Consider the following 22429-nt stretch of genomic DNA (forward strand, 5'->3'; position numbering starts at 1 on the left):
GGCCGCGCAGACGGGGCGACGCGGCGATCACTTGCCCCCGGGCGGGCCGACCAGCAGCAGGATCACGTACAGCGCGACGATGCCCACGACCAGCAGCACCGCGAGCACCCAGGGGCGGCGGAGGAACCAGCGCATCAGGCGGTCGTACCAGCGGCGGTCACGCGGGTCGTCGGTCGCGTCGAGGCGCCAGTCGCCCTGGAGATGACCCGTGCGGTGCAGCCAGATCTCCATCGGGATGGTCGCGTACGGCACGACGGCGCTGAGGACCGCCAGCACACCGACGCCCGGATGCCACCGCTGGTTGAGCGCGACGAGGACGGCGGTCGCGGCGTAGGCGAGGAATACGAACCCGTGGATACCGCCGCCGACCGTCACCACGACTCCCGGGGCACCGACGGCGCGGGCGATGATCGCGGCGATGAGGAGGGTCCAGGTGATCGCCTCCGCGATCGCGAGGACACGGTACAGGCGGCCAGGGGTGCGGAACACGGAACTCCTCGGGTGGGGTACCCCTCCAGCGTATCCCGCTTCGAATCGCCCACTTTGCCCCATCCGCCGCCGAAATGGAGCAAGGTGAGCGATTCGAAGGGGAATAGGGGGACGGCAGCCGACGTTGCCGAAGGCATGGTGACGGTGGACGCGGATGCGCTGTCCGCTGTGCTCGGCACGGTGGACCTGCGCGTGGGGATCGCCCGCCGGGTGCGGCTGACCTCGGGAGGACTCCTCCCGCTGCCGCCCGGTCGCATCACCCTCGTCTACATCGCCGACGGCGCCGTGCACGGGCATCCGCCTCTGGGCACGGGGTGCCGCCTCGACGTGGACCGTGCCTCGCAGCAGCTCACGGTCGAAGAGCCAGGACACCGCGATCGACTCGTGTCCGGCGACGCCTTCCTGCTGCTCCGCGGTGACACCTTCGCACTGGAGGCCGATGCCGACACCACGCTCCTCGTCGTCGACATCGAGCTCGCGGACACCGCCTCTCCCCTCCCCGCGCTCCTGCCACCCTTCCTCACGGTGACCGGATTCGACGCGCTGGAGCCGGCCGCCGCCGCCCTGGCCGAGAACATGGGCGTTGTCGACGAGGCCGCGTGCCCGGTGCGCCAGGGCGACCCGCTGATCTGCCGGATGATGGCGACCACCGTGCTGCTCTCGGTCATCAGGGCCTGGGCGGCGAACGGGTGTGCACCCGCGGGGTGGCCCTCGTTGTCGAAGGACCCCTTCCTCGACCGCGTGGTGGACGCCATCCACGAGCAGCCGGGACGGGACTGGACCGTCGAGCGCCTGGCCGCCGTCGGGGCCATGTCGCGCTCGGCCTTCGCGGAGCGGTTCCGTCTCACCGTGGGTCGCTCCCCGGCCGACTATGTGACCGAGGTGCGGATCGACGCCGCGAAGCGGATGCTCCAGGCGGGGCAGTCCGTCTCGAGCGTCTCGCGCGAGCTCGGCTATGCCTCGGACGAGGGCTTCAGTCGTGCCTTCCGCCGCCGGACGGGCATGACCCCGTCCTCCTGGCGCGCCTCGCACTCCCTCGTCCCCGCCTGATCCCACGACCTCGCCCCAGCCTGGGCGGGCATGGCTTCGGAGCCACAGGACGACACGCCGGCCCCGGGCCCGCGGGGACGGCGTGTCTTCGGCCTGCTCCGAAATCGTGCCCGGGCGAGCCCGGGAGTCAGGGGCGGGAGCTGCGGCGGTTCGAGAGGCCGAAGAGCACGGCACCGGCGAGGAGCGAGACCGCACCGATGATGTAGACGAGCTCGACGCTCAGGGTGTCGACGAGGAGTCCGCCCACGCCGGCCGCGAGCGTGATCGCGCCCTGGAACCCGACGACCACGAGGCTCCCCCCGGCTTCCAGGCGGTCCGGCATGCGGTGGCCCACCCAGGTGTTCACGACGATCAGCCAGGACGAGAAGAAGAAGCCCCAGAGGAGCACGACTGCGCCGATGCCGATGACCGATCCGGAGAAGAGCACCATCGACAACACGGCGGCCGAGATCACCAGCGGCGCGAACACCGCGAAGAAGGCGAAGGAGCGGTCAATCACCAGGCCGATGGAGAGGTTGCCGAGGAGGCCGCCCACGCCGAACAGCGCCAGCAGCACGACGATCGTCGACGCATCCACGTCCGGGATGCGCTCCAGCGCGAGGCGGACGTAGGTGTAGGCGAGGAAGTGCCCGAGCACGACGAGCACGTGTCCGACCATCCCGAGGCCGATGCCCGGACGCCGCACCGTGTCGACGAGCAGACGCAGGCTCGACGCCCGCTCGGCCGGGACGGTCGGCAGCGCCCACCGCAGGGCCACGGCCAGCACCACCATGAGCACTCCCGCGATCGCGAACACGGCGCGCCAGTCGACGACCTCGCTCAGCATGACTCCGAGCGGGACGCCGGCGACGGTGGCGAGCGAGACGCCGGCGGAGGTGAACATCACCCCGCGACCGAGGTGCTCCGGCCCAGCGAGCCGCGCGGCGACCGTGATCGACATCGTCCAGTAGGCGCTGATCGCGGCACCCAGCAGGAACCGCGCCAGCAGCACGACCACGAGGTTCGGCGCGATGGCGACCACGAGGTTCGACACAGCGGCGGCGAGCGCCATCCACACCAGCAGCGACCGGCGGTCCAGCCGGGGGAACACGAGGCCAACGGTCGGGGCGACGAAGAGCCCGACGAGGGCCGTGACCGTGACGGTCTGCCCGGCCTGGCCCGGGGTCACCCCGAGGCCGTCCGCCATCTCGGTGAGCACTCCGTTGGGGAGGAACTCGGCGGTCACCAGCAGGAACCCCATCACCATGAGGGCGATGAGCCCTCCGTAGCGGATGCGGTCGCCGCGGGTGGTCGGCAGGGTCGGGACGGGGGCGGTCGTGGTCATGCTTCCAGACTCGCAACGAGGACGGGTCTGCGCCCGACCGGTCGTCCGCCGCACCCGACCGATCGTCCGCCCCTGGACAACCTCCGTCCGGGCCCCTAGGCTCGACGACGCACCGGGATCCGCCCGGGAAGCCCGAGCGAAGGAGGCGATGAGATGAACGCAGTCGTCGTCGCGCCTTTCGCCGACCACCTTCCCTTCGAGGCCACCCGCTCCTGATCGCCGCGTGGCCTCCCTTCCCGGAGCCACACCGTGACCGAATTCCCCGCTTCCTCGGAAGCCGCGTCCTTCGACGCCACCTCCTTCGACTCCCTCGAGACCGCCCTCTCCTTCGCCGAGGTCGAACCCGGCGCGAACCAGCGCTGGACGACCTGGCCGTCGTCCACCCCCACCGAGCGGGGGCCGGAACCCCGCCCCGCCTGGGTGGTGACCTCCGCCGGCGCCCTGGACACCGAGCTCGGCATCCTGAAGACCGGCAAGGAGGCCGACGTGTTCCTGCTGGAGCGCGCCGTGCCTGACGACCCGATGCAGCGCACCCTCCTCGCCGCCAAGCGCTACCGCGGCATCGAGAACCGGAGCTTCCAGCGCTCCGCCGTCTACACCGAGGGGCGCAGCACGCGGAACACCCGGGATACGCGCGCCCTCGCCAAGAAGACCGCCCACGGACGGGAGGTCGCCGCAGCCCAGTGGTCGCGCGCGGAGTTCGAGGCCCTGTGCCGGATGTGGGAGCGCGGCGCCCCGGTCCCCTATCCCGTGCAGGTCAGCGGCACCGAGGTGCTCATGGAGTTCCTCGGCGACGACCAGGGCATCGCGGCACCGCGGCTCGCCCAGGTGCGCGGATCAAAGGCCGAGATGCAGGAGTACTTCACGCAGGTGGCCGACCTCATGCGGGTCTTCGCCGCCGCGGGCTTCGCGCACGGGGACCTCTCCGCCTACAACCTCCTCGTGCATGAGGGGCGTGTGCGGGTGATCGACCTGCCGCAGATCGTCGACGTGATCGCGAATCCGCAGGGCCTCGACCTCCTGCACCGCGACTGCGTCAACGTGTGCGACTGGTTCGCACGGCGACGGGTGGAGTGCGACGCCGAGGCCCTGTTCGCCGACCTCCTCGGGACCCTGTTCTGACTCCCGGTGTCAGGAGGCGAGTCGGGCGGCGAGAAGGGTCACCAGCTCGTACACGACGTGGCTCGCGGCGATCCCGGTCATCTGGGCGTGATCGTACGCGGGCGACACCTCCACGACGTCGGCGCCGACGATGTCCCGGTCGCGCAGCGCCCGGAGGATGCGCAGCAGCTCGCGGCTCGTGAGCCCTCCGGCCTCGGGGGTCCCGGTGCCGGGCGCGTGCGCGGGGTCGAGCACGTCGATGTCGATCGAGACGTACAGCGGCTTGTCGCCGATGCGGGTGAGGATGCGGTCGATCGCCGCCTCCACCCCGTGCTCCTCGATGTACTCGCTGGAGACGATGGAGAAACCGAGGCGCTCGTCGTCCTCGAGATCCTGCTTCGAGTACAGGGGTCCGCGGGTGCCGACGTGGCAGCTCGCGGTGAGGTCGATCAGCCCCTCCTCGCTCGCGCGGCGGAACGGAGTGCCGTGCGTGATGGGGGCGCCGAAGTAGGTGTCCCAGGTGTCGAGGTGCGCATCGAAGTGGAGGACCGCGACGGGACCGTGCTTCGCGGCCACCGCCCGCAGCAGAGGAAGGGCCACGGTGTGGTCGCCGCCGATCGTGACGAGGCGCTGCACCTGCTCGCCGAGCGCCAGCGCCGCGCGCTCGACCTCGGTCACCGCCTCGGTGAGGTCGAACGGGTTCACCGGGATGTCGCCGGCATCCACCACCTGGGCGAGCTGGAACGGCGACACGTCCTGCGCGGGGTTGTAGGGCCGCAGCAGCCGGGACGACTCGCGCACGTGCGACGGGCCGAAGCGGGTGCCGGGGCGGTAGCTCACGCCGGAGTCGAACGGGATGCCGACCACCGCGATGTCGGCGCGCGGCACGTCCTCGATGCGGGGCAGGCGGGCGAAGGTGGCGATGCCGGAGTACCGCGGGTTCACGGAGGCGTCGACGGGGCCGATGTTGTCGGTCATTTCTCGTTCCTGTTCGTCGGGAGGTGTGGGTCTCAGAGGGCGTGCTGCAAGATGTGCACGAGCTGCACCCCGCCGTCGGCGATGGCCGCGCGGATGCTCGGGGCGATGTCGGCGCGCGATGCCACCCGTCGCCCCGCCGCCCCGAAGGCGGTGGCGAGCGCGGCCCAGTCCGGCTGCACGAGGTCGACGCCCACCGGGGTCATGCCCCGGTCGACCTCGTTCTGGCGGATCTCCGCGTACCCGCCGTTGTCGACGCACACCACGGTGACGTCGAGGCGCTGCTCGACGGCGGTGACGAGCTCGTTCACGCAGAACATCAGGGCGCCGTCGCCGATCACGGTGACGACCGGGCGTTCGGTCTGCGCGACGGCCGCACCGATCGCGGCGGGGAGGCCATAGCCGAGCGTGGCGTAGGTCGGCGTGTAGAGGAGGGAATGCGGCTGCTCCTGCCGCAGCACGCTGCCGAGCGCCATGTACACGATCTGGGAGGAGTCGCCCGCGACGATCGCGTCAGCGGGAAGGGCGGCGGCGATGATCTCGGCGAGCTCGACGGTGTCCGGCGCCGTCTCTCGGGACTCGGCCTCGATCGCGGCCCGCTCGGCCGTGAGGTCGCGGGCGGGACGGGCGGGGTCCGGCAGCAGGGGCAGGAGGGCGTCGGTCACCGCGGCGGCGTCCCCCGTGAGACCGACCGTCGCGGTGAGGTTCTTGTCCCGCTGCTCCGGAGAGATGTCGACGCGAATCACGGCGCCGCGCGCCTCGAGCCGCGGAGCCCAGAGCTCCGCCTCGCCCAGCTTCGAGCCGACCACGAGCAGCACGTCGGCGTCTTCGGCCACGGCCCGTGCGGCGGCGAGACGCAGGTTCGAGCCGAGGGACAGCGGGTGGTGCTCGTCGAGCACCGCCTTGCCGTTCAGGGTCGTGAGCACGGGGGCTCCGAGCCGTTCGGCCACCGCGGCGATCTGGTGCGCGGCGTCCACCGCACCCCCACCGGCCACGATCACCGGGCGGCGGGCGGCGGACAGCAGCCGGGCGGCCTCGGCGAGCGCGATCGGATCCCCGGAGACGCGGTCGGGCATCGGGCGCGGCTTCCGGTCCTCCGCGGGCACGGCGGCGGGCGCCTCCAGCACGTCCAGCGGGATCTCGATGTGCACGGGACGGGGGCGGCCGGTGCGGAAGAGGTGGAACGCGTCGTGCACGGCCTGCACCGCCTCCGCCGCGGTCGACACCCGCCGCGACCACTCCGCGATCGCGCCGACCATGGCCGTCGCGTCCTTGGTCTCGTGCAGCGTGCCGACGTCGGCGAACTCCGCCCCGAGCGGCACCCCGGGCGAGAGCACGATGAGGGGTCGCGACTCGCAGAAGGCCGTGCCGATCGCGCTCATCGCGTTCTGCAGCCCGGGGCCGGAGGTCGTGATCACCACGCCGGGGAGCCCGGTCTGCTGCGCCCAGCCGTCGGCACCGTACCCCGACCCCTGCTCGTGGCGGTTGGTCACGGCACGGATGCCGAGGTCGGCGAGGGGCCGGTAGAGCTCCAGGTTGTGCGTGCCGGGGATGCCGAAGATCGCGGTCACCCCGTAGGCGCGGATGGTCTCCAGGACCGCACGGCCCGCGGTGTCGGCGTACCGGTCGTCTGCGATGGTGTCGGTGCTCATCGTGTCATCCTCACATCGCGTGCCGACGGACGCCGTCGACCCAGGTCTCACGGACCTCGATCGCCGCGATCTCCTCGGCCGGCACCGCGAGCGGGTCGTCCGAGAGCACCGCGAAGTCGGCGTACTTGCCCGGCTCCAGGGAGCCGAGGTCGTCCTCGCGGCCGATCGAGACCGCGCCCTCGATCGTGTGCGCCCGCAGCGCCGCGGTCGCGGAGATGCGCAGATCGTCCGGGCCGAGCTTGTGCCCGCGCCGGGTGACCCGGGTGACCGCGGTCTGGATCGCCTCCAGCGGGATGGGCTCGGCGACCGGGGCGTCCGAGGAGATCGTGATGGGTACGCCCGCACGCTCGAACTCCCCGAGCGGGTTGAAGCGCTCACCGGGCGTGCCGATGGCCTCCTCCACGCCTTCGCCCCAGTTGAAGTAGTGCTGCGTCTGGTTCACGGGACGGATGCCGGCGGCCGCCATCCGCTCGATCTGCGCGGGGGTCGGCAGCCCGCAGTGCTCGATGCGGTGCCGGGCATCCGCGTCCGGATGCTCCGCGAGCGCGGCCTCGATCGCCGACACGACCATCTCGATCGCGGTGGGCGACTGGGCGTGGGTCGCGGTCTGGAGGCCGGCCGCGTGGGCCTTGCGGATGAGCTCCGCGTAGTCGGCGGGCTCGTGGTAGAGCTGGCCGGTGCGGCAGGGGTCGCCGACGTAGCCGTCCGGGAAGTACGCGGTCCAGCCGCCCAGGGTGCCGTCGGCGTAGAACTTGATGCCGGCGAAGCTCAGGTGGGCGTTGCCGAACTGCCCGACGAGCCCCATCTCCAGCGCCTCGTCGAGCAGGTGCGACAGCAGGTACATCGACACGCGCAGCTCCAGCCGCCCGGCCTCGGCGAGCCGCAGGTACATGTCGAACTCGCGCCGCGTGACCTGGCAGTCGCCGATGGAGGTGACCCCGCCCGCGAGGAACCGCTGCGTCGCCGCGTCGAGCTGGCGCAGGTGCTCCTCCGGCTCGTCCGCGAGATGGAAGTTCGGACCGTGGTGGCCGATCTTCACCCCGTGGACGCCGGTGAGGATGTTGCACGCGGCGTCGGACAGTTCGCCGGTGAGCTCGCCGTCGGCGTCGCGGAAGAACTCGCCGCCGTCCGGGTTCGGGGTGTCCCGGTCCACGCCGTTGCGGTCGAGCGTGTACGAGTTCACCACCCCGCCGTGGCCGGAGGCGTTCATGAGGTACACCTCGCGGTCGGCGGCCACCTCGTCGAGCTCGAACCGCGTGGGGTGCCGCTTCTCGGCGAGGTTCCGCTGCTCGTAGCCGTAGCCGCGCACCGGACGTCCGGCGGGGAGATCCGCGGCGGCGGCCTTCAGCAGCGCCACGATCTCCGGGATGCTCCCCGCCTTCTCCGGACCGCAGTCCACCCAGGTCATCATCTGCCCGAACATCAGCGGATGCGCATGCGCGTCCACGAAGCCGGGCACGACCACCGCCTCCCCCAGATCGACGCGCTCAGGGGTGAGGCCGGCCCGCGCCGCCACGTCCTCGCACTCCGCCGCCGTGCCGAGGGCGACGATGCGCCCCCGGTCGGTCAGCATCGCGGTGACGGTGGTGTCCGCCGCGTCTGCCGTGTGGATGGCTCGCGCGGTGACGAGGACGGGAGCGGCCTGGGCCGAGCGGTCGAAGGGGGTGAGCTTTCTCATGATGCCTGTTCGCGGTGGTGTCGTGCGGGGGAATAGTGCCGGTCAGGGCAGGCGGTTCGCCGTGGTGTCGGTCCGGGCGGTGAACGACGCCGTGACCGGGGCCTCGTCGGAGTGCTGCGGCGCGAGACGCGTGCAGATCCCGGCGATGACGGCCATGCCCACGAACATCGCGATGACCGACCAGACACTGCCGGTCCAGGCGATGAGCTGCGTCGCGAACCAGGGCGAGAATCCGGCCCAGATGGCGGCGCCGACGCCGTACGACAGCGCGATCGAGGTGTAGCGCGCCTGCGGACGGAACATCTGGGCGAGGATCGCCGCGATCGGGGCGTACGTGGCGCTCATCGCGATGCGCACGAGCGAGGCGAAGAGGAAGATCAGCGGCTCCACGCGACCCGGCATCAGCAGCAGGAAGGGCGCGAAGGTCAGCACCGAGGTGATCAGGCCGATGTACATCACGTTCTTCCGGCCCCACTTGTCACCGAGCCAGGCGACCGGCAGCGTCACGACGAACTCCACGAAGGAGGCCAGGGTCATCGCGTCGAGGATCACCTGCTCGCTGATCGCGATGGGCTCGCCGGTCGCGTACGCGGTGGCGAAGGTGGTGGCCAGGTAGTAGCCGCCGGTGGAGATGGGCAGGATCCCGATGCCGAGGAGGATCGGCTTCCAGTTGACGCGGAGGGCGAAGGCGAGCGGCATGGACTGCTTGCGGCCCTCGATCTTCTCCTCGAAGACCGGCGACTCCTCGACGCGATACCGGACCCACAGCCCCACACCGATCAGCACGATCGACAGCAGGAACGGGATGCGCCAGCCGCCGTCCATGATGAACGTGTCGCCGCCGCGGGACATGATCGCGAAGATGCCGGAGGCGAGGAGGGCGCCGGCCGGGTTGCCGAGCTGGGTGAAGCCGCCGTAGAACGTCTTCGACTTCTCGGGAGCATGCTCCACGCTCATGAGCACCGCGCCGCCCCATTCGCCGCCGACCGCGAGGCCCTGGACGGCGCGGAGCAGGATGAGGAGGATCGGCGCGAGGATGCCGATGTTCTCGTAGGTCGGGAGGCAGCCGACGAGGACGGTCGCGGCCCCCATCAGCAGCAGCGTGATGACGAGCGAGACCCGCCGGCCGAGCTTGTCGCCGATGTGGCCGAAGACGATGCCACCGAGGGGGCGGATGAGGAAGGCCACCGCGAACGTCGCGAAGGCGGCGGCGGTCTCGGCCAGACGGTCGCCGCTCGGGAAGAACAGCGGGCCGAACACGAGGGCGGCGGCCGTGGCGTAGACGTAGAAGTCGTACCACTCGATGGTGGTGCCGACGAAGGCGGCGAAGCCGGCGCGGCGCGCGCGGCTGTGGACGCCGCTTCGGGGGGTGGGGGTAGTGGTCATGGACCCGCTCCTTCGCGGATGGTGTCGGATAGCGAAGGATGCTACGGACGTGGAGCGCCGCGGGCAAGGGCAGAACTCCAGCAATACGCGTCATTCACTGGATTTGTGTCGGACGCACCGCGCACTCCAGGCCTTCCGCTCGGTCGAACCGCGCTCTACACTGCTTTTCTGCGGGGACGAGCGTGCACTGCGGGGAAATCGACGGAATCGGACGGCACATGGACTTCGACGCGGAACTCATCCGGGCTCTGCAGGAGGACGGCCGCGCCAGCATCCTCTCCCTCGCCGAGCGCGTCGGCCAGTCCCGCGCCGTCGTGGCGGCCCGTCTGCGCGCGCTGCTCAGCGACCGCACGGTGCGGGTGGTCGCGGCCGTCGACCCCGTGTTCCTCGGCCAGCACGTGCTCGCCCACGTGTCGATCCGGACCGACGGCGCCGTCGAGGTGGTCGCCGAGCACCTGCGCGACATGTCCGAGACCGTGCTGGTGTCGGCGGTCGGCGGCGCCCACGACATCGTGACGGAGGTGCGGGTGGGTTCGATGTCGGAGCTCCACGACCTGCTCGCGCGCATCCGCGGGAGCGCCGGCGTGCTCGACATCAACACGATCATCTACTCGACCGTGATCAAGGGCTTCTTCGTCTCGGAGTATCACGGCGGCGTGACCCTCGACGGCATCGACGAAGCCCTCATCGAGCACCTGCAGTCCGACGGGCGGATGAGCTTCCGTGCCCTCGGCGAGCAGGTGCGGCTCTCCCCCAGCGCGGTCGCCACCCGGGTGCAGCGGCTCATCGACGCCGGTGTCATCAAGATCAGCGCCGTGGAGGCCCGAGGGCTCGCGCATCGGCAGCTCTCGATGGGCGTGGGCATGACGCTCGGAGACGACGACGAGGCCGTGATCGACGAGCTGCGGCGGGGTCGTGGCGTCGACTTCGCGGCGCGGACCCTCGGGCGGTTCGACGCCGTCGCGACCCTCGTGGAGCCCTCCGCCGGAGCCCTGTACGCGAGTCTCGAGCGGCTGCGCGCGCTCCCCGGAGTGACCCGGATCGAGGCGTGGCTGCATCTCGCGGTGCTCAAGGAGGACTACGCCCGCACGCTCCGCCCCCTCCGCACGGACTGAGTCCGCCCCGTCCCCGGCCCCGTCCGGCCCCCCTCCCGCCCGGTCCCGTCCCGTCCCGTCCCGTCCCATCCCGTCCGCGCCCCCTCCGGTCCCGCCCGGGATCAAAACCGCGCCTCTTTCACCCATCCCCCGCACGTTTCTGCACACCTACCGCGGGGTGTCCCCCACGCGGGATGAATACGGCGCTTCGGGAGGCGCGTGGAGGACCCTCTTTGATCCGGCGCCCTCCGCATTTCCGCCGGGAGGGGTTCCCCACGCGGGATGAAAACGGAGCTTCGGGAGGCGCGGGGAGGGGCCTTATCGATCCCGGGATCGGGGCGGGATCGGGAAGGGGCGGGGGGTCAGGGGGTGAGGGGGGCGAGGAAGGCGCGGCGGATGGCGGCGACGTCGGCGTCCTCGCGCGTGGGGTGCACGCGGTTGAGGAGCAGCACGCCGTAGGCGCCCGTCTCGGGGACGACCGCGAAGCACGTGCCGGTGAAGCCGGTGTGGCCGACCGCATCGAGGTCACCCATCCACGCGGCATCGCGCACGCGCAGACCGATCGCCTGGCCGTAGCCGGCGTCGGCCTGGATCGAGGGGGTCGTCATCCCGCGGAAGGACTCCCGTGACAGCACGCGCCCGTGCGGCCCCTCGCCCTCATCGCGGAGGAGACGGGCGAGAGCGGCGACATCCGCCACCGTGCCGAACAGTCCCGCGTGGCCGGCGGGACGGCCGAGCGCATGGGCGAGCTCGTCGTGCACCTCACCGCGCACGTTCCCGCGGTGCGGCTGCGTCTCCGTGGCGACCGCACGCTCCCGCTCCGGAGCCATGGTCAGCGACGCGGCGCCGATCCCCGTGGCCACCTCCGCCCAGAGCGCCGCGAGCGGCCGCCCGGAGACCCGTTCCAGACAGTCTCCGGCCGCGATGTACCCGACGTCGGAATACAGATGGCGAGCGCCCGGCTCGGCACCGAGCGCCCGACGCTGGACGCGGGCACGCAGTTCGTCCCCGCGCACGCCCTCCCGCCACTCGCGCCCCTCCGCCGGCAGCCCGGAGGTGTGGGTGAGGAGGTGCCGGAGGGTGATCCGCTCCGCTCCGGTGCCGCTGCCCACCGTGAGGACGCGCTCGACGGGCTCATCGAGGTCGATCACCCCCGCGTCGACGAGCCGCAGGGCGGCGATGGCGGTGAAGACCTTCGTCAGCGATGCGAGATCGAAGAGGTGCGCGGCGGTGAGCGGAGCGGGATCGTCGTGCGCCGGCGACCCGAGGAGTTGCAGCTCTTCCGCGCCCCCGGCGACCGCCCGCACCGACGCCCACGCCGAACCCGGGGCTCCGTTCACCATGATCCGCCCGCGGCCGTCACTTACTCATGCCGGAGGTGAGGCCGTTGATGATCTGCTTCGTCGCCAGCAGGAACAGCACCACGAGCGGGATGGTGGCGATCGTGAGTCCGGCGAACAGCTGCGGCCAATCGGTCGAGTACTCCCCGAAGAACCGGGTCAGGCCCACGGGGAGCGTGTACGAGTCGCGGTCGCGCAGCAGGATCAGCGGGTAGAAGAAGTCGTTCCAGACCGGCACGAACCGGAAGACGATCACGGTCGCGAGCGCCGGGCGCACGAGCGGCAGCAGGATCTGCAGGAACGTGCGCAGCGGTCCGGCGCCGTCGATGCGCGCGGCCTCCTCCAGCTCGATCGGCAGCGCCCGGAAGAACACCGTCAGCACGAACGTGGTGAACGGGATGCCGAGGGCGCCGTAGACGAGGATGAGGCTGAAGACGTTGCTCGTCATCTTGAGCGCGTCGAGCAGATAGAACAGCGGCAGGATCGCCAGGTGCACCGGCAGCATGAGGCCCGAGAGGAACACGGCCTCGATCCCGCGGAAGAACTTCGCCCTGGCCCGCGCGAAGGCGTAGGCGGCCAGCACCGACACGACAGTCGTGACGATGACCGACCCGACCGTGACGGTGATCGAGTTGACGAAGTACGTGTCGAACGAGGCGGTGATCCACGCGTTCTGGAAGCTCGTGAACGTCGGGGGGACGGGGAGTCCGAGCGGCTCGGTGGCGATCTGCTGCTGCGTGCGCAGGGAGTTGTTGACCATGAGCAGCAACGGACCGATCGCGACCAGCGCGTATCCCCACAGGAACACGTTGGCGAGGAGGCGGCCCACGAACGGGGTGTCGTTCGTGCGACGGGAGCGGCGCCGCGGGGCGGATGTCCGGCCGGAGACGATCGCCTCCGTGGTCGGTTCCTGACGGGTGTCGAGGGCGGTGCTCATCAGAACAGCTTTCGTTCGGCGCGGCGCATCGTCGTCGTGATGACGACGGAGATGACCATGATGAAGATGAACAGGACGGTCGCGAGGGCCGACGAGACCCCGATGGAATTCGGGTTCCCGGACTCGAACGCGGTGCGGTAGAAGAGCAGCATCATCACGTCGGTGGAGCCGGCGGGAGCGCCGTTGGACCCGGCGAGCGCGAACGGGATGGCCATCGCCTCCATGCTGCCGATGAAGGTGAGCACGGTGATGATGCCGATCGTCGGCGTGAGCATGGGGAGCGTGATGTAGCGGAAGCGCTTCGCGGCCGTGGCGCCGTCGAGCGACGCCGCCTCCTCGATCTCCTCGGGGATGCCGCCGAGGGCGGCGCCGTACAGCAGGATCGGGAATCCGATCCACTGCCAGGCGCTGACCAGCACGATGACCCAGATCGCGAGCTGCGGATCGCCGAGCCACGGCAGCGCGAGGCTCTCGAGGCCGACGCCGCGGAGGATCGCGTTCACCGGCCCGAACAGCGGAGACAGCATCAGCGACCACAGGTAGCCGATGACCATCGGGCTCACGAGGTAGGGCAGGGCGAAGATCGTCTGGAAGAACCGCTTGGTGCGCTTGCGGCGGTGCAGCAGGGTGGCGATGCCGAGGCCGAGCGAGTTCTGGAAGACCAGGGCGCCGACGAAGAGCAGCAGGTTGTGGCCGAACGCGTTCCACAGCTCGGAGGCGTAGGGCTCCTTGGTGAGGAGCGTGAGGTAGTTGCCGATACCGGCGAATCCACCCTGCTTGGTGCCCTGCCAGTCGAAGAACGAGTAGCTGAGCGCGGCGAGCATCGGGTAGAGGATCAGCACCGCGAAGAGCACGGCGGCAGGGAGCACGAACAGCGCGGCCGTCGGCGTCGACAGCGCGATGCCGGTGCGGGGGCGCCGGCTCTTCGGCGGGCGCACGGGGAGGGTCAGAGCCATGGGGGGTCCTTCGCTCGTGGTGGGGCGCCGGATGCGGCGCCCCACCACGCTCGGATCAGGAGGAGGGGGTGAACCAGGTGGAGATGCCCGACTGCAGGTCGGCGCCCAGCTGCTCCGGGGTCTTCTGACCGAGGAACATGGCCTGGATGTCCGGGCCGAGCACCGCGGTGCCGGTCGGGTCGCCGTAACGGAAGTCGACGAGCAGCAGGTACGGAGCCGGGTTGGCGGTGTACTGCTCGTTCATCTCCTGCATGAGCGGGTCGGAGTACTCCACCCCGGGGAGCGCGGAGAACTGGTCGACCTCGTCGGCGACGAGCTGGCCGAACTCCTTCGTGGTCATCCAGTTGAGCAGCTCGGTGGCCGCCTCCTGGTTCTCGCTGGCCGCGTTGATGCCGAAGCTGCCGTCCGCGTAGCCCGGGGTGACCGCGTGGTCGAGCGCGCTGTCGGGGGACGGCGGGACCTCGTAGACGCCCCACTCGGTGTCGGGCGCGGAGCTCTGGAACGTGGGCAGGTCGAACGAGCCGCCGGGCCACTGCGCGGCCTGGCCCGAGGTGAACTGCAGGACGGCGTCGGCGACGGCGATCGCGTTGACGTTCTTGTCGAGGTACTTCTGCATGTCCTGCACGATCTGCAGAGAGGACACGTAGGCGGGGTCGGTGAAGTCGACGTCGCCGGCGAGCACCTTCTCCTCGAAGGCCGCACCGCCGTAGTGGGCCGAACCGACGATGTCGTGGAACATCGGCAGGACCCAGTCCTCGCGGGCGCCGAGCGCCATGGGGGTGACGCCCTCCTTGAGGAGGGTCTCCTGCAACTCGATGAACTCGTCCCAGTCGGTGGGCTCCTCGAGGCCCATCTCGTCGAACATGGTCTTGTTGTAGAACATCTGCATGGTCTGGTACGCGAAGGGGACGCCGTAGGTCTTGCCATCGTCCTTGCCCTGGGCCGCCCGCAGGACCGTGGGGTCGAACTGGTCGAGTCCGTCGACGATGTCGTCGATCGGCACGATCTGCTCCGACTGGATCGCCGACTGCACGCCGCCATAGGCGCGCAGCATCGCGATGTCCGGACCGTCGCTGCCCTCGAGGCCGGTGGCGAGGATCTGGTTGTACTCGGTGGGCTGGAAGCCCTCGAACTCGATGGTGACGCCGGGGTGGGACTCTTCGTAGGCGTCGAACACGGCCTCCCACTTCGGGGACGACGAGGCCTGCCAGGACCAGATGGTCAGGGTGACATCATCCTGACCATCGCCGCTCGAGGCTGCGGGCGCGCAGCCGGCGACGGCGAGTCCGGCGACCAGGATCCCTCCGGTGAGAGCGAGGCGGACGGGGCGGTTTCGCATGGTGTTCCTCTCGGGTGACGTCTTCGTCGCGGCACGGGGACGATGCCGACACTGCCACTGTGGGCAATCTCTTACAAAAATGCAAGCGTTTCTGAAAATTCCTACCGAGTGTGGACCCGACCTGCCATCATGGGCTCGTGCCGAACAGTGTCGTGACAGCCATCCATCAGCGCCTCTCCGCGCTCACCCCCACGGAACGCCGCATCGCCGAACGCGTGCTCGCCGAACCGCAGGCGGTCCTGGAGAACTCCATCACCCGCCTCGCCGAGGAGTGCGGGGTGTCGGTCGCCAGCGTCGCCCGCTTCACCCGCAGCCTCGGGTTCCCCGGGTACCCCGACCTGCGGATCGCCCTGGCCGGAGAGCTCACGCGGAGCGCGTCCGAGCGCGAGCGCTTCCAGGTGTCCGCGGGCGATGTGAGCCGTCACGACGACGCCGCGACCACGGTGCGCAAGATCGCCTTCGCGGAGGCCGAGGCCATCGAGCGCACCGCCCGCCAGCTCGACATCGCCGAGCTGGAGCGGTGCGTCGCCGCGGTCCGCGGCGCGCGTCGCATCGACATCTACGGCGCGGCCTCCAGCGGACTCGCCGCGCAGGACCTCGAGCAGAAGCTCCATCGCGCCGGCCTCGTCGCCCAGGCGCGGACCGACCACCACCTCGCTCTCACCGGCGCCGCGCTCCTGGACGATCGGGACGCCGCGATCGCCATCTCGCACTCCGGCCGCACCCTGGAGATCGTGCAGGCGGCCGAGGTGGCCGCCGCCGCCGGCGCCACCACCATCGCCATCACCAACAACCCGCGCTCGCCGCTCGCCCGCGCGTGCGCGCACACCCTCGTCACGGCGGTGTCGGAGTCGACCTTCCGCTCCGGCGCGATGGCCAGCCGCATCGCCCAGCTCGCCGTCCTCGACTTCCTCTACACGCGCATCGCCCAGGCCGACTACGACCGGATCTCCGCGAACCTCCAGCGCACGCACGACGCCGTCACCGCTCACAGAATCGATTGATCATGCAGCTCGGAATCGACCGCCTCCTCCACGACGACCTGACGCAGCCGCAGCGGGACCGCCTCCGGGGCGCCCGACTCGGGATGGTCACGAGCGACCTGGCCCTCACCTCGACCCTCGCCCGTGGACGCGCCGGCCTCGCCGACGCCGGCTTCCCGCTCACGCTCCTCTTCGGCCCCGAGCACGGCCTGGACGGCCGGGCCAGGGAGGGAGAGCTGATCGGGGATCTGCGCGACACGCCGACCGGGCTCCCGGTGCGCAGCCTCTACGGCGCGGACGTGCGTCCCGCGGCCGCCGACCTCGCCGACCTCGACGTCGTGCTCGTCGACCTTCCCGACGTGGGTGCGCGTTTCTACACGTACATCTGGACGATGAGCCATGTGCTCGAGGCGTGCGCCGACGCGGGCGTCGCCGTGATGGTGCTCGACCGCCCGAATCCGCTCGGCGGACGCCTGGAGCAGGCCGAGGGGCCGATGCTCGACGAGGCGGCGAACTCGCTCGTCGGACGGTGGACGATGCCCGTCCGCCATGGTCTGACGATCGGCGAGCTCGCGCGGCACTGGGTGCGCACGCGCGGGATCGACGTGGAGCTCCACGTCGTCGAGGTGCAGGGATGGACGCGCGATCAGACCACCCTCGGCCGGCAGGAGCTGACCTGGATGCCGCCCTCGCCGAACCTGCCCAGCGCCGCGACCATCCTCCTGTACCCCGGCACGTGTCTGGCCGAGGGCGTGAACGTCTCCGAGGGGCGCAGCACGGCCGTGCCCTTCCGCGTCGTCGGCGCCCCGTTCATCGACGCCGAGGAGTACACGACCGCGTTCGTCGAGCTCGCCCTTCCCGGCGTCACCGCCTCCCCCTACGGCTTCACCCCCCTGGTGCGGGATCACGCCGGCGAGGCCTGCCAGGGGCTCCTCCTGCACGTGACAGACCCGGCCGCCTTCCAGCCGGTGCACACCGGAGTCCGCCTGCTGTCCCTCCTCGCCACCCTCTACCCCGAGGCCCTGACCGAGCGGGCGCTGGTGCCGATGCCCGGGGAGTCCGACTGGTCCCCTCTGGAGAAGCTGTTCGGGGTAGAGGGCGCCTTCCGCCGGATCACGGCGGGCGAGTGGGACGAACCGGAGTCGCTCGCGGTGCCGGACTGGCCGGGGCTCGTCGACGCCGACCTCCTCTACCGCTGACCGACAAGCCGCGCGGACGTCAAGGGGATGGCGGGGCGCGCGGCCGCCGCGCAGGATGGCCGGTATGACGGACGAGGGCCCCGCGCAGACCGCGGACGGACACCACATCGTCGTGAACGGCCGGCGGTGGCGCGCCACCGATCCGTCGATCCCCGAGAACCTGCGGCAGGAGCTCGTCGACGAGCTCATGGCCGCACGGCGCGCGGTCAAGGCGGCGGAGCCCGACGCCCGCCGTCGCGTGCAGGATGCGAAGACCGCCCTCGGCGAGCGGGGTGCCCCGTGGTGGGAGGAGCCCTCCGCGGCGCAGGCCGAGGAACGGATCGCCGCGACGATGCGCGCCCTCACCCGGAAACGCGCGGACTCGTCGATCTGCCCGAGCGACGTCGCCCGCGCGGTCGGCGGCGCGGAGTGGCGCGACCGGATGCCCGACGTGCGCCGCATCGCCGCGGATCTCGCCTCCCGCGAGGTGGTCGTCGTCACGCAGAAGGGCGAGCAGGTGAGCATCGCCGACGTCCGGGGCCCCGTCCGCATCCGCCGCGGCCCCGCCCTCTGAGCGCCTCGGTCGCCCGACACCGACGGCGCGCCGTCACCGGGCGTTCACCGTCCGCGGCCAGACTTCGACCATGACCTCACCCGATCCCGCGGCGGGCGCCCCCGAGCCCGTGGCGACAGCGAACAGCGGCGCCGTGGCCGTCGTCGGCCTCGATCTGCGCGGAGACACCCCCGCGCCTCGGAAGCAGGTGTACTCCTGGGCGCTGTGGGATTGGGCGACGCAGCCGTTCAACACCGTCATCCTCACGTTCGTCTTCACCGCGCTGTACCTCGTCAGCGCCTCGTTCCTGCCGCCGGAGATCGCCGCCCTCGACCCGAGCGACCCGGTCCGCGTCGCCGCCGAGGCCGACCTCGCCTCCGGTCTCGGACTGGGTTCCACGATCGCCGCCCTGGGCATCCTCCTGCTCGCCCCCGTCCTCGGTCAGCGCGCCGACGCCGCCGGACGACAGAAGCTCTGGCTGGGCATCGGCACCGGCGCTCTCATCCTCTGCATGCTCGGACTGTGGTTCGTGGAGCCGCAGCCGGCCCTGTTCTGGCTCGGCGTCGCGCTGATCTCCGCCGGTTCCGTGTTCGGCGAGATCGCCGCGGTGAATTCCAACGCCATGCTCATCGGGATCGCGAACCCGAAGAACGTCGGCCGCATCTCCGGACTCGGCTGGGGCTTCGGCTACCTCGGGGGCATCATCGCCCTCGTCATCGTCGTCCTGCTCGACACCTTCGACTGGTTCGGCATGTCCACCGACAACGGCCTCGCGTACCGGCTCATCGCCGTGGGGTGCGCGGTCTGGGCGATCGTCTTCAGCATCCCGATCTTCCTCAACGTGCCGGAGCCGTCGCTCGGGCGGCCGGAGCGCAAGGTGGGGTTCTTCCGCTCCTACGTCCTCCTCGTGCAGGACGTGATCGGCCTCTACCGCGACCCGCAGACCCGATCGACGTTCTGGTACCTGCTCGCCAGTGCCGTGTTCCGCGACGGCCTCGGCGGGGTCTTCGCGTTCGGCGCCATCATCGGCACCGCGGTGTTCCGGTTCGGCACCCAGGACATCATCGTCTTCGGCATCGCCGCGAACCTCGTCGCCGGCGTCTCGACCATCATCGCGGGCCGCCTCGACGACCGCCTCGGCCCCAAGCGGATCATCCTCGGCTCGATCGGATCGATGATCGTCGCCGGCCTCGCCGTGTTCCTGCTGCGGGATGCGGGGTCGCTCGTGTTCTGGATCGGCGGTCTCGTGCTCTGCGCCTTCGTCGGTCCGGCTCAGGCGGCGGCGCGCTCCTTCCTCGCCCGCGTCACCCCGGCCGGCCGGGAGGGCGAGATCTTCGGTCTCTACGCCACGACGGGCAGGGCCGCGAGCTGGATGGCCTCGGCCGCCTGGACCGTGCTCATCGTCGCGACGAGCCAGACCGCCTACGGGATCCTCGGCATCGTCATCGTCCTCATCATCGGGTTCCTCCTCCTGCTCCCGGTGAAGGCGCCGCGCTGAACCCGCTCCGGGCGCCGGACGGATCGGGCGGGAGTAGCCTGACCCGGTGACCGTCGTCCTCGCCTTCCTCGCCAACATCCTCGTCGCGATCGCGAAGACGGTCGCCGCCGTCATCACCTCGTCCGCGTCGATGGTGGCCGAGGCCGCGCACTCCTGGGCGGACGCGGGGAACGAGGTCTTCCTGCTCATCGCCGACCGCCGGGGCGCGAAGACCAAGGACGCCCGGCATCCGCTCGGCTACGGCCGCAACGCGTTCGTCTGGTCTCTCATCGCGGCGTTCGGCATCTTCACCGCCGGCTCGATCGTGTCGATCATGCACGGCATCCAGGAGCTGTCCGACACCGGCCCCGTGGAGAGCCCGGTCGTCGCCTACATCGTGCTCGGCATCGCCTTCGTCCTGGAGGGGGCGTCGTTCACGCAGGCGATGGTCCGCTCCCGTCGGCTGGCCCGGGAGCGCGGATCCTCCACGTGGGACTTCGTGCTCGAGACGAGCGACACCACGCTCCGGGCGGTGTTCTTCGAGGACTCCGCCGCCCTCATCGGCCTCGTGCTGGCGGGCGGATCGATCCTCCTGCATCAGCTCACCGGTGTCGCCGCGTGGGATGCGATCGGGTCGATCCTCGTCGGGATCCTGCTGGGCGTCGTCGCCGTGATCCTGATCGGACGGAACATCGCGTTCCTCGTCGGCACGTCGGTGTCCCCCGCGCTGCGCTCGCGGGTGGGCACTGCCCTCCTCGGGATGGACGACATCGAGCGGGTCACCTACCTGCACATCGAGTACGTCGGGCCGAACCGGCTGTTCCTCGTCGCCGAGGTCGACCTCGCGGGCGATGCGCGCGAGCACGACGTCGCCCGGCGGCTGCGGGAGGTGGAGCGGCGGATCGAGGCGCACGACGCGGTGGAGACCGTCGTGCTGTCCCTCTCGGTGGACGACGAGCCCTCGCTCGACTTCGCCCGCGTGTGAGGCCGGTCAGGCGCGCCAGTTGTCGGCGAGCTTGGTGAGCAGTCGCGCGAGCTCCGTGCGCTCCTCCGCGGTGAACGACTCGAGCGCGCGGCCGAGCAGCTCGCGGCGTTCGCCCCGCATCCCGCGGGCCAGTCGCCGACCCTCGTCGGTCAGCGCGATGCGGGTGCGGCGGGCGTCGTCCGGGTCGGCCTCGCGCCGCACGAATCCGGCCTGCACACCCTGCTGCACGAGCCGCGACGCCCGCGGCTGATCCACGCCGATCGCCTGCCCGAGCGCACTCACGCTGAGGGGTTCCGGCGCGGCGGCAAGGGCTTCGAGCATGCGGAGACGGGCCGGTCCGCCGAGGCGGCCGCCGTCGACCATCCAGGGCGGCATCCCCGGGTGGCCGCGGTGGTGGGCGAAGTGCTCGCGCGGGTCGCCGTGGGGCCCGTGCCCGTGTGCACCGCGTGGCCCTCCGTGCTCGCGGCCGCCGGGTCCGGGTCGGCGTCCGCGCAGCCGGGAGAGCGCCTGCGCGATCGCTTCGGCGGCGTCGGGGGACGCGGGGTCGATCGGATCGGTGGCCATGTCCCGATTTTACATGCAGCTTGACATGCGTTTGCTTTCCATGTCACACTGCATGTACATGCACAGTGACATTGATATGTCGGATGACATCCGTCATCGGTGCACCACAGACACGAAGGATCACCATGAACACCACTGCAGACAGCACTTCTGACAACACCTCCCGCCCGTTCGGTTTCTGGCTCAAGGCCGTCGACCGTCTGATGGCACACGACTTCGCCACCGCTTTCGCCGCGGAGGGCGCGACCCGCCGCGACTGGCGGCTGCTGAACGTCGTCGACGGGACGGTCCCCGTGCGCCGCCCGCTGCACCCGCACAAACTGCACGATCTCGTCGACCGCGGCTGGGTCGAGGCGGACGGCGACGGGTGGGCACTGACCGACGAGGGCCGCGCGGCGAAGGAGCGCCTCGGCGCCACCGTCGACGGCATCCGCGCGAAGGTCGCCGACGCGGTCTCCGACGAGGAGATGGCGACGACCCTCGCGGCGCTCGAGAAGATCGCCCGCGCCTTCGGGTGGGACGAGGAGACACCTCTCCCCCGGAAGCGGCGCCCCGGGTTCGGCTTCGGTCCCCGGCACGGCTTCGGGCGCGGGCACGGGTTCGGTCCCGGACACGGCTTCGGTCCCGGGGACTTCGAGCCCCGGCGCGGCTTCGGTGCCGGGCACGGCTTCGGCCCCGGGGACTTCGAGCCCCGGCACGGCTTCGACCGTCACGATGGCGAGGAGGACGGCGGGTACCGCGGACGCGGTCACCACGACGGTCACGCACACCGCGATCACGGTCACGCGCGTCGCAGCCACGGCCACCGCGCGCAGCGGATGGCGGAGCGCGCATTCGAGCGCGGCTTCGACGCCGGATTCCGCCACGGCCACGCCGCCTGATCGTCCCCCTCGAGCGCCTCACCCGAATCCCGGGTGAGGCGCTTTGCTCTTCGCGAAACCCGAGCCGGGATCACTTCCGCACCTCCCGAGCGCCCCCGCGGCACATTCCCGATCCGCCACCCGCACCCCAGCCCGACCCGAGGTGAGGTCGGGGCGAAGCGCCCCGAGTCGAGGCAGGATCAGAGTCGCGCCTCCCCAGCCGTTCCAAGGCACGTTCTCGATCCCCCACCGCGGCGACGCGCACACCACTCTCCGAACGGGATCAGAGAATCGCCCCTCCTGAGCGCCCCAGCGGCACGTTTTCGATCCCGCACGGTCATCCAGGCGGGGGGGCGGCGCCCGGTGGAAACACAAGCGCCCGAGGTAGCAGGCGACGGGAAGGCGGGTGCGCGGATCAAGCACGACCCTTCCATCGCGCAGGATCGAAAACGACCCTTCCGACGGACCCCGCGGCCCCTCTTTCATCCCGCACACAAGAAGGCCAGGG

Annotated in this window: 20 protein-coding genes; 9 read left to right on the forward strand and 11 right to left on the reverse strand. The window is 71.1% G+C overall.

The genetic code is table 11. The features are described 5' to 3' along the window. Nucleotides 1-27 precede the first annotated feature (27 nt). Nucleotides 28-489: a DUF3817 domain-containing protein gene (locus tag C6C15_RS15950; RefSeq protein WP_105950609.1), complete on the reverse strand. Its 462-nt coding sequence runs from the start codon at nucleotides 487-489 to the stop codon at nucleotides 28-30. A gap of 84 nt (nucleotides 490-573) precedes the next feature. On the opposite strand from C6C15_RS15950, the gene C6C15_RS15955 reads away from it, so the two are divergent. Further along, on the forward strand, nucleotides 574-1539 hold the full coding sequence (locus C6C15_RS15955) for a helix-turn-helix transcriptional regulator (RefSeq protein WP_234024169.1): 966 nt from the start codon (nucleotides 574-576) through the stop codon (nucleotides 1537-1539). Between the two features lie 127 nt (nucleotides 1540-1666). Here C6C15_RS15955 and C6C15_RS15960 read toward each other — a convergent pair whose 3' ends face one another. Next, a complete protein-coding gene (locus C6C15_RS15960) occupies nucleotides 1667-2863 on the reverse strand; it encodes an MFS transporter (RefSeq protein WP_105950611.1) in 1197 nt (398 codons plus the stop codon). A 249-nt stretch (nucleotides 2864-3112) separates the two neighbouring features. On the opposite strand from C6C15_RS15960, the gene C6C15_RS15965 reads away from it, so the two are divergent. Then, nucleotides 3113-3985 carry a serine protein kinase RIO gene (locus C6C15_RS15965; RefSeq protein ID WP_105950612.1) on the forward strand — a complete coding sequence of 291 codons (873 nt, stop codon included), beginning with the start codon at nucleotides 3113-3115 and terminating at the stop codon, nucleotides 3983-3985. Between the two features lie 9 nt (nucleotides 3986-3994). Here the strand turns inward: C6C15_RS15965 and speB are convergent, their stop codons facing one another. From speB to C6C15_RS15985, 4 genes are read right to left on the reverse strand one after another with little or no spacing between them, the layout of a single operon-like run. Beyond that, nucleotides 3995-4942, reverse strand: a complete 948-nt coding sequence (gene speB / locus C6C15_RS15970) for an agmatinase (RefSeq protein WP_025102677.1) — start codon at nucleotides 4940-4942, stop codon at nucleotides 3995-3997. Nucleotides 4943-4974: 32 nt separating this feature from the next. After that, a complete protein-coding gene (locus C6C15_RS15975; protein ID WP_105950613.1) occupies nucleotides 4975-6591 on the reverse strand; it encodes a thiamine pyrophosphate-binding protein in 1617 nt (538 codons plus the stop codon). A gap of 10 nt (nucleotides 6592-6601) precedes the next feature. After that, on the reverse strand, nucleotides 6602-8269 hold the full coding sequence (locus C6C15_RS15980; protein ID WP_105950614.1) for an amidohydrolase: 1668 nt from the start codon (nucleotides 8267-8269) through the stop codon (nucleotides 6602-6604). A 42-nt stretch (nucleotides 8270-8311) separates the two neighbouring features. After that, nucleotides 8312-9655: an MFS transporter gene (locus C6C15_RS15985; protein WP_105950615.1), complete on the reverse strand. Its 1344-nt coding sequence runs from the start codon at nucleotides 9653-9655 to the stop codon at nucleotides 8312-8314. A 218-nt stretch (nucleotides 9656-9873) separates the two neighbouring features. Here C6C15_RS15985 and C6C15_RS15990 point away from each other — a divergent pair, with 218 nt between their 5' ends. Continuing rightward, nucleotides 9874-10770, forward strand: a complete 897-nt coding sequence (locus C6C15_RS15990; RefSeq protein WP_060921581.1) for an Lrp/AsnC family transcriptional regulator — start codon at nucleotides 9874-9876, stop codon at nucleotides 10768-10770. Between the two features lie 341 nt (nucleotides 10771-11111). On the opposite strand, the gene C6C15_RS15995 is transcribed toward C6C15_RS15990, so the two are convergent. From C6C15_RS15995 to C6C15_RS16010, 4 genes are read right to left on the reverse strand one after another with little or no spacing between them, the layout of a single operon-like run. Next, nucleotides 11112-12092, reverse strand: a complete 981-nt coding sequence (locus C6C15_RS15995; protein WP_060921580.1) for a serine hydrolase domain-containing protein — start codon at nucleotides 12090-12092, stop codon at nucleotides 11112-11114. A gap of 16 nt (nucleotides 12093-12108) precedes the next feature. Continuing rightward, entirely contained in the window at nucleotides 12109-13026 is a 918-nt protein-coding gene (locus C6C15_RS16000; RefSeq protein ID WP_060921579.1) for a carbohydrate ABC transporter permease, read from the reverse strand. Further along, nucleotides 13026-13982: a carbohydrate ABC transporter permease gene (locus C6C15_RS16005; protein WP_105950616.1), complete on the reverse strand. Its 957-nt coding sequence runs from the start codon at nucleotides 13980-13982 to the stop codon at nucleotides 13026-13028. Before C6C15_RS16005 ends, C6C15_RS16000 begins: the two co-directional genes overlap by 1 nt. Before the next feature lie 55 nt (nucleotides 13983-14037). Then, nucleotides 14038-15321 (reverse strand): ABC transporter substrate-binding protein, encoded by a 1284-nt coding sequence (locus tag C6C15_RS16010; RefSeq protein WP_105950617.1) that lies wholly within the window; start codon nucleotides 15319-15321, stop codon nucleotides 14038-14040. Between the two features lie 137 nt (nucleotides 15322-15458). On the opposite strand from C6C15_RS16010, the gene C6C15_RS16015 reads away from it, so the two are divergent. From C6C15_RS16015 to C6C15_RS16035, 5 genes are all read left to right on the forward strand, one after another. Beyond that, the gene (locus tag C6C15_RS16015; protein ID WP_060921606.1) at nucleotides 15459-16325 is read left to right on the forward strand and encodes a MurR/RpiR family transcriptional regulator; all 867 of its coding nucleotides are present in this window, start codon (nucleotides 15459-15461) and stop codon (nucleotides 16323-16325) included. A 2-nt stretch (nucleotides 16326-16327) separates the two neighbouring features. Then, nucleotides 16328-17503, forward strand: coding sequence for an exo-beta-N-acetylmuramidase NamZ family protein (locus tag C6C15_RS16020; RefSeq protein ID WP_105950618.1), 1176 nt, complete (start codon nucleotides 16328-16330; stop codon nucleotides 17501-17503). A gap of 64 nt (nucleotides 17504-17567) precedes the next feature. Continuing rightward, nucleotides 17568-18056, forward strand: coding sequence for a DUF3253 domain-containing protein (locus tag C6C15_RS16025; protein WP_234024170.1), 489 nt, complete (start codon nucleotides 17568-17570; stop codon nucleotides 18054-18056). 70 nt (nucleotides 18057-18126) lie between these two features. Then, a complete protein-coding gene (locus C6C15_RS16030; protein WP_060921575.1) occupies nucleotides 18127-19533 on the forward strand; it encodes an MFS transporter in 1407 nt (468 codons plus the stop codon). Between the two features lie 46 nt (nucleotides 19534-19579). Further along, entirely contained in the window at nucleotides 19580-20497 is a 918-nt protein-coding gene (locus tag C6C15_RS16035; RefSeq protein ID WP_060921574.1) for a cation diffusion facilitator family transporter, read from the forward strand. Between the two features lie 6 nt (nucleotides 20498-20503). On the opposite strand, the gene C6C15_RS16040 is transcribed toward C6C15_RS16035, so the two are convergent. Further along, nucleotides 20504-21061: a MarR family winged helix-turn-helix transcriptional regulator gene (locus C6C15_RS16040; RefSeq protein ID WP_231919533.1), complete on the reverse strand. Its 558-nt coding sequence runs from the start codon at nucleotides 21059-21061 to the stop codon at nucleotides 20504-20506. Between the two features lie 125 nt (nucleotides 21062-21186). Between C6C15_RS16040 and C6C15_RS16045 the strand changes: the two genes are divergently transcribed. Then, complete coding sequence (locus C6C15_RS16045; protein WP_105950620.1) at nucleotides 21187-21942, forward strand: MarR family winged helix-turn-helix transcriptional regulator; 756 nt, start codon at nucleotides 21187-21189, stop codon at nucleotides 21940-21942. Nucleotides 21943-22429: the final 487 nt, after the last annotated feature.

Source organism: Microbacterium sp. str. 'China', from assembly GCF_002993305.1.
GTDB lineage: Bacteria > Actinomycetota > Actinomycetes > Actinomycetales > Microbacteriaceae > Microbacterium > Microbacterium paraoxydans.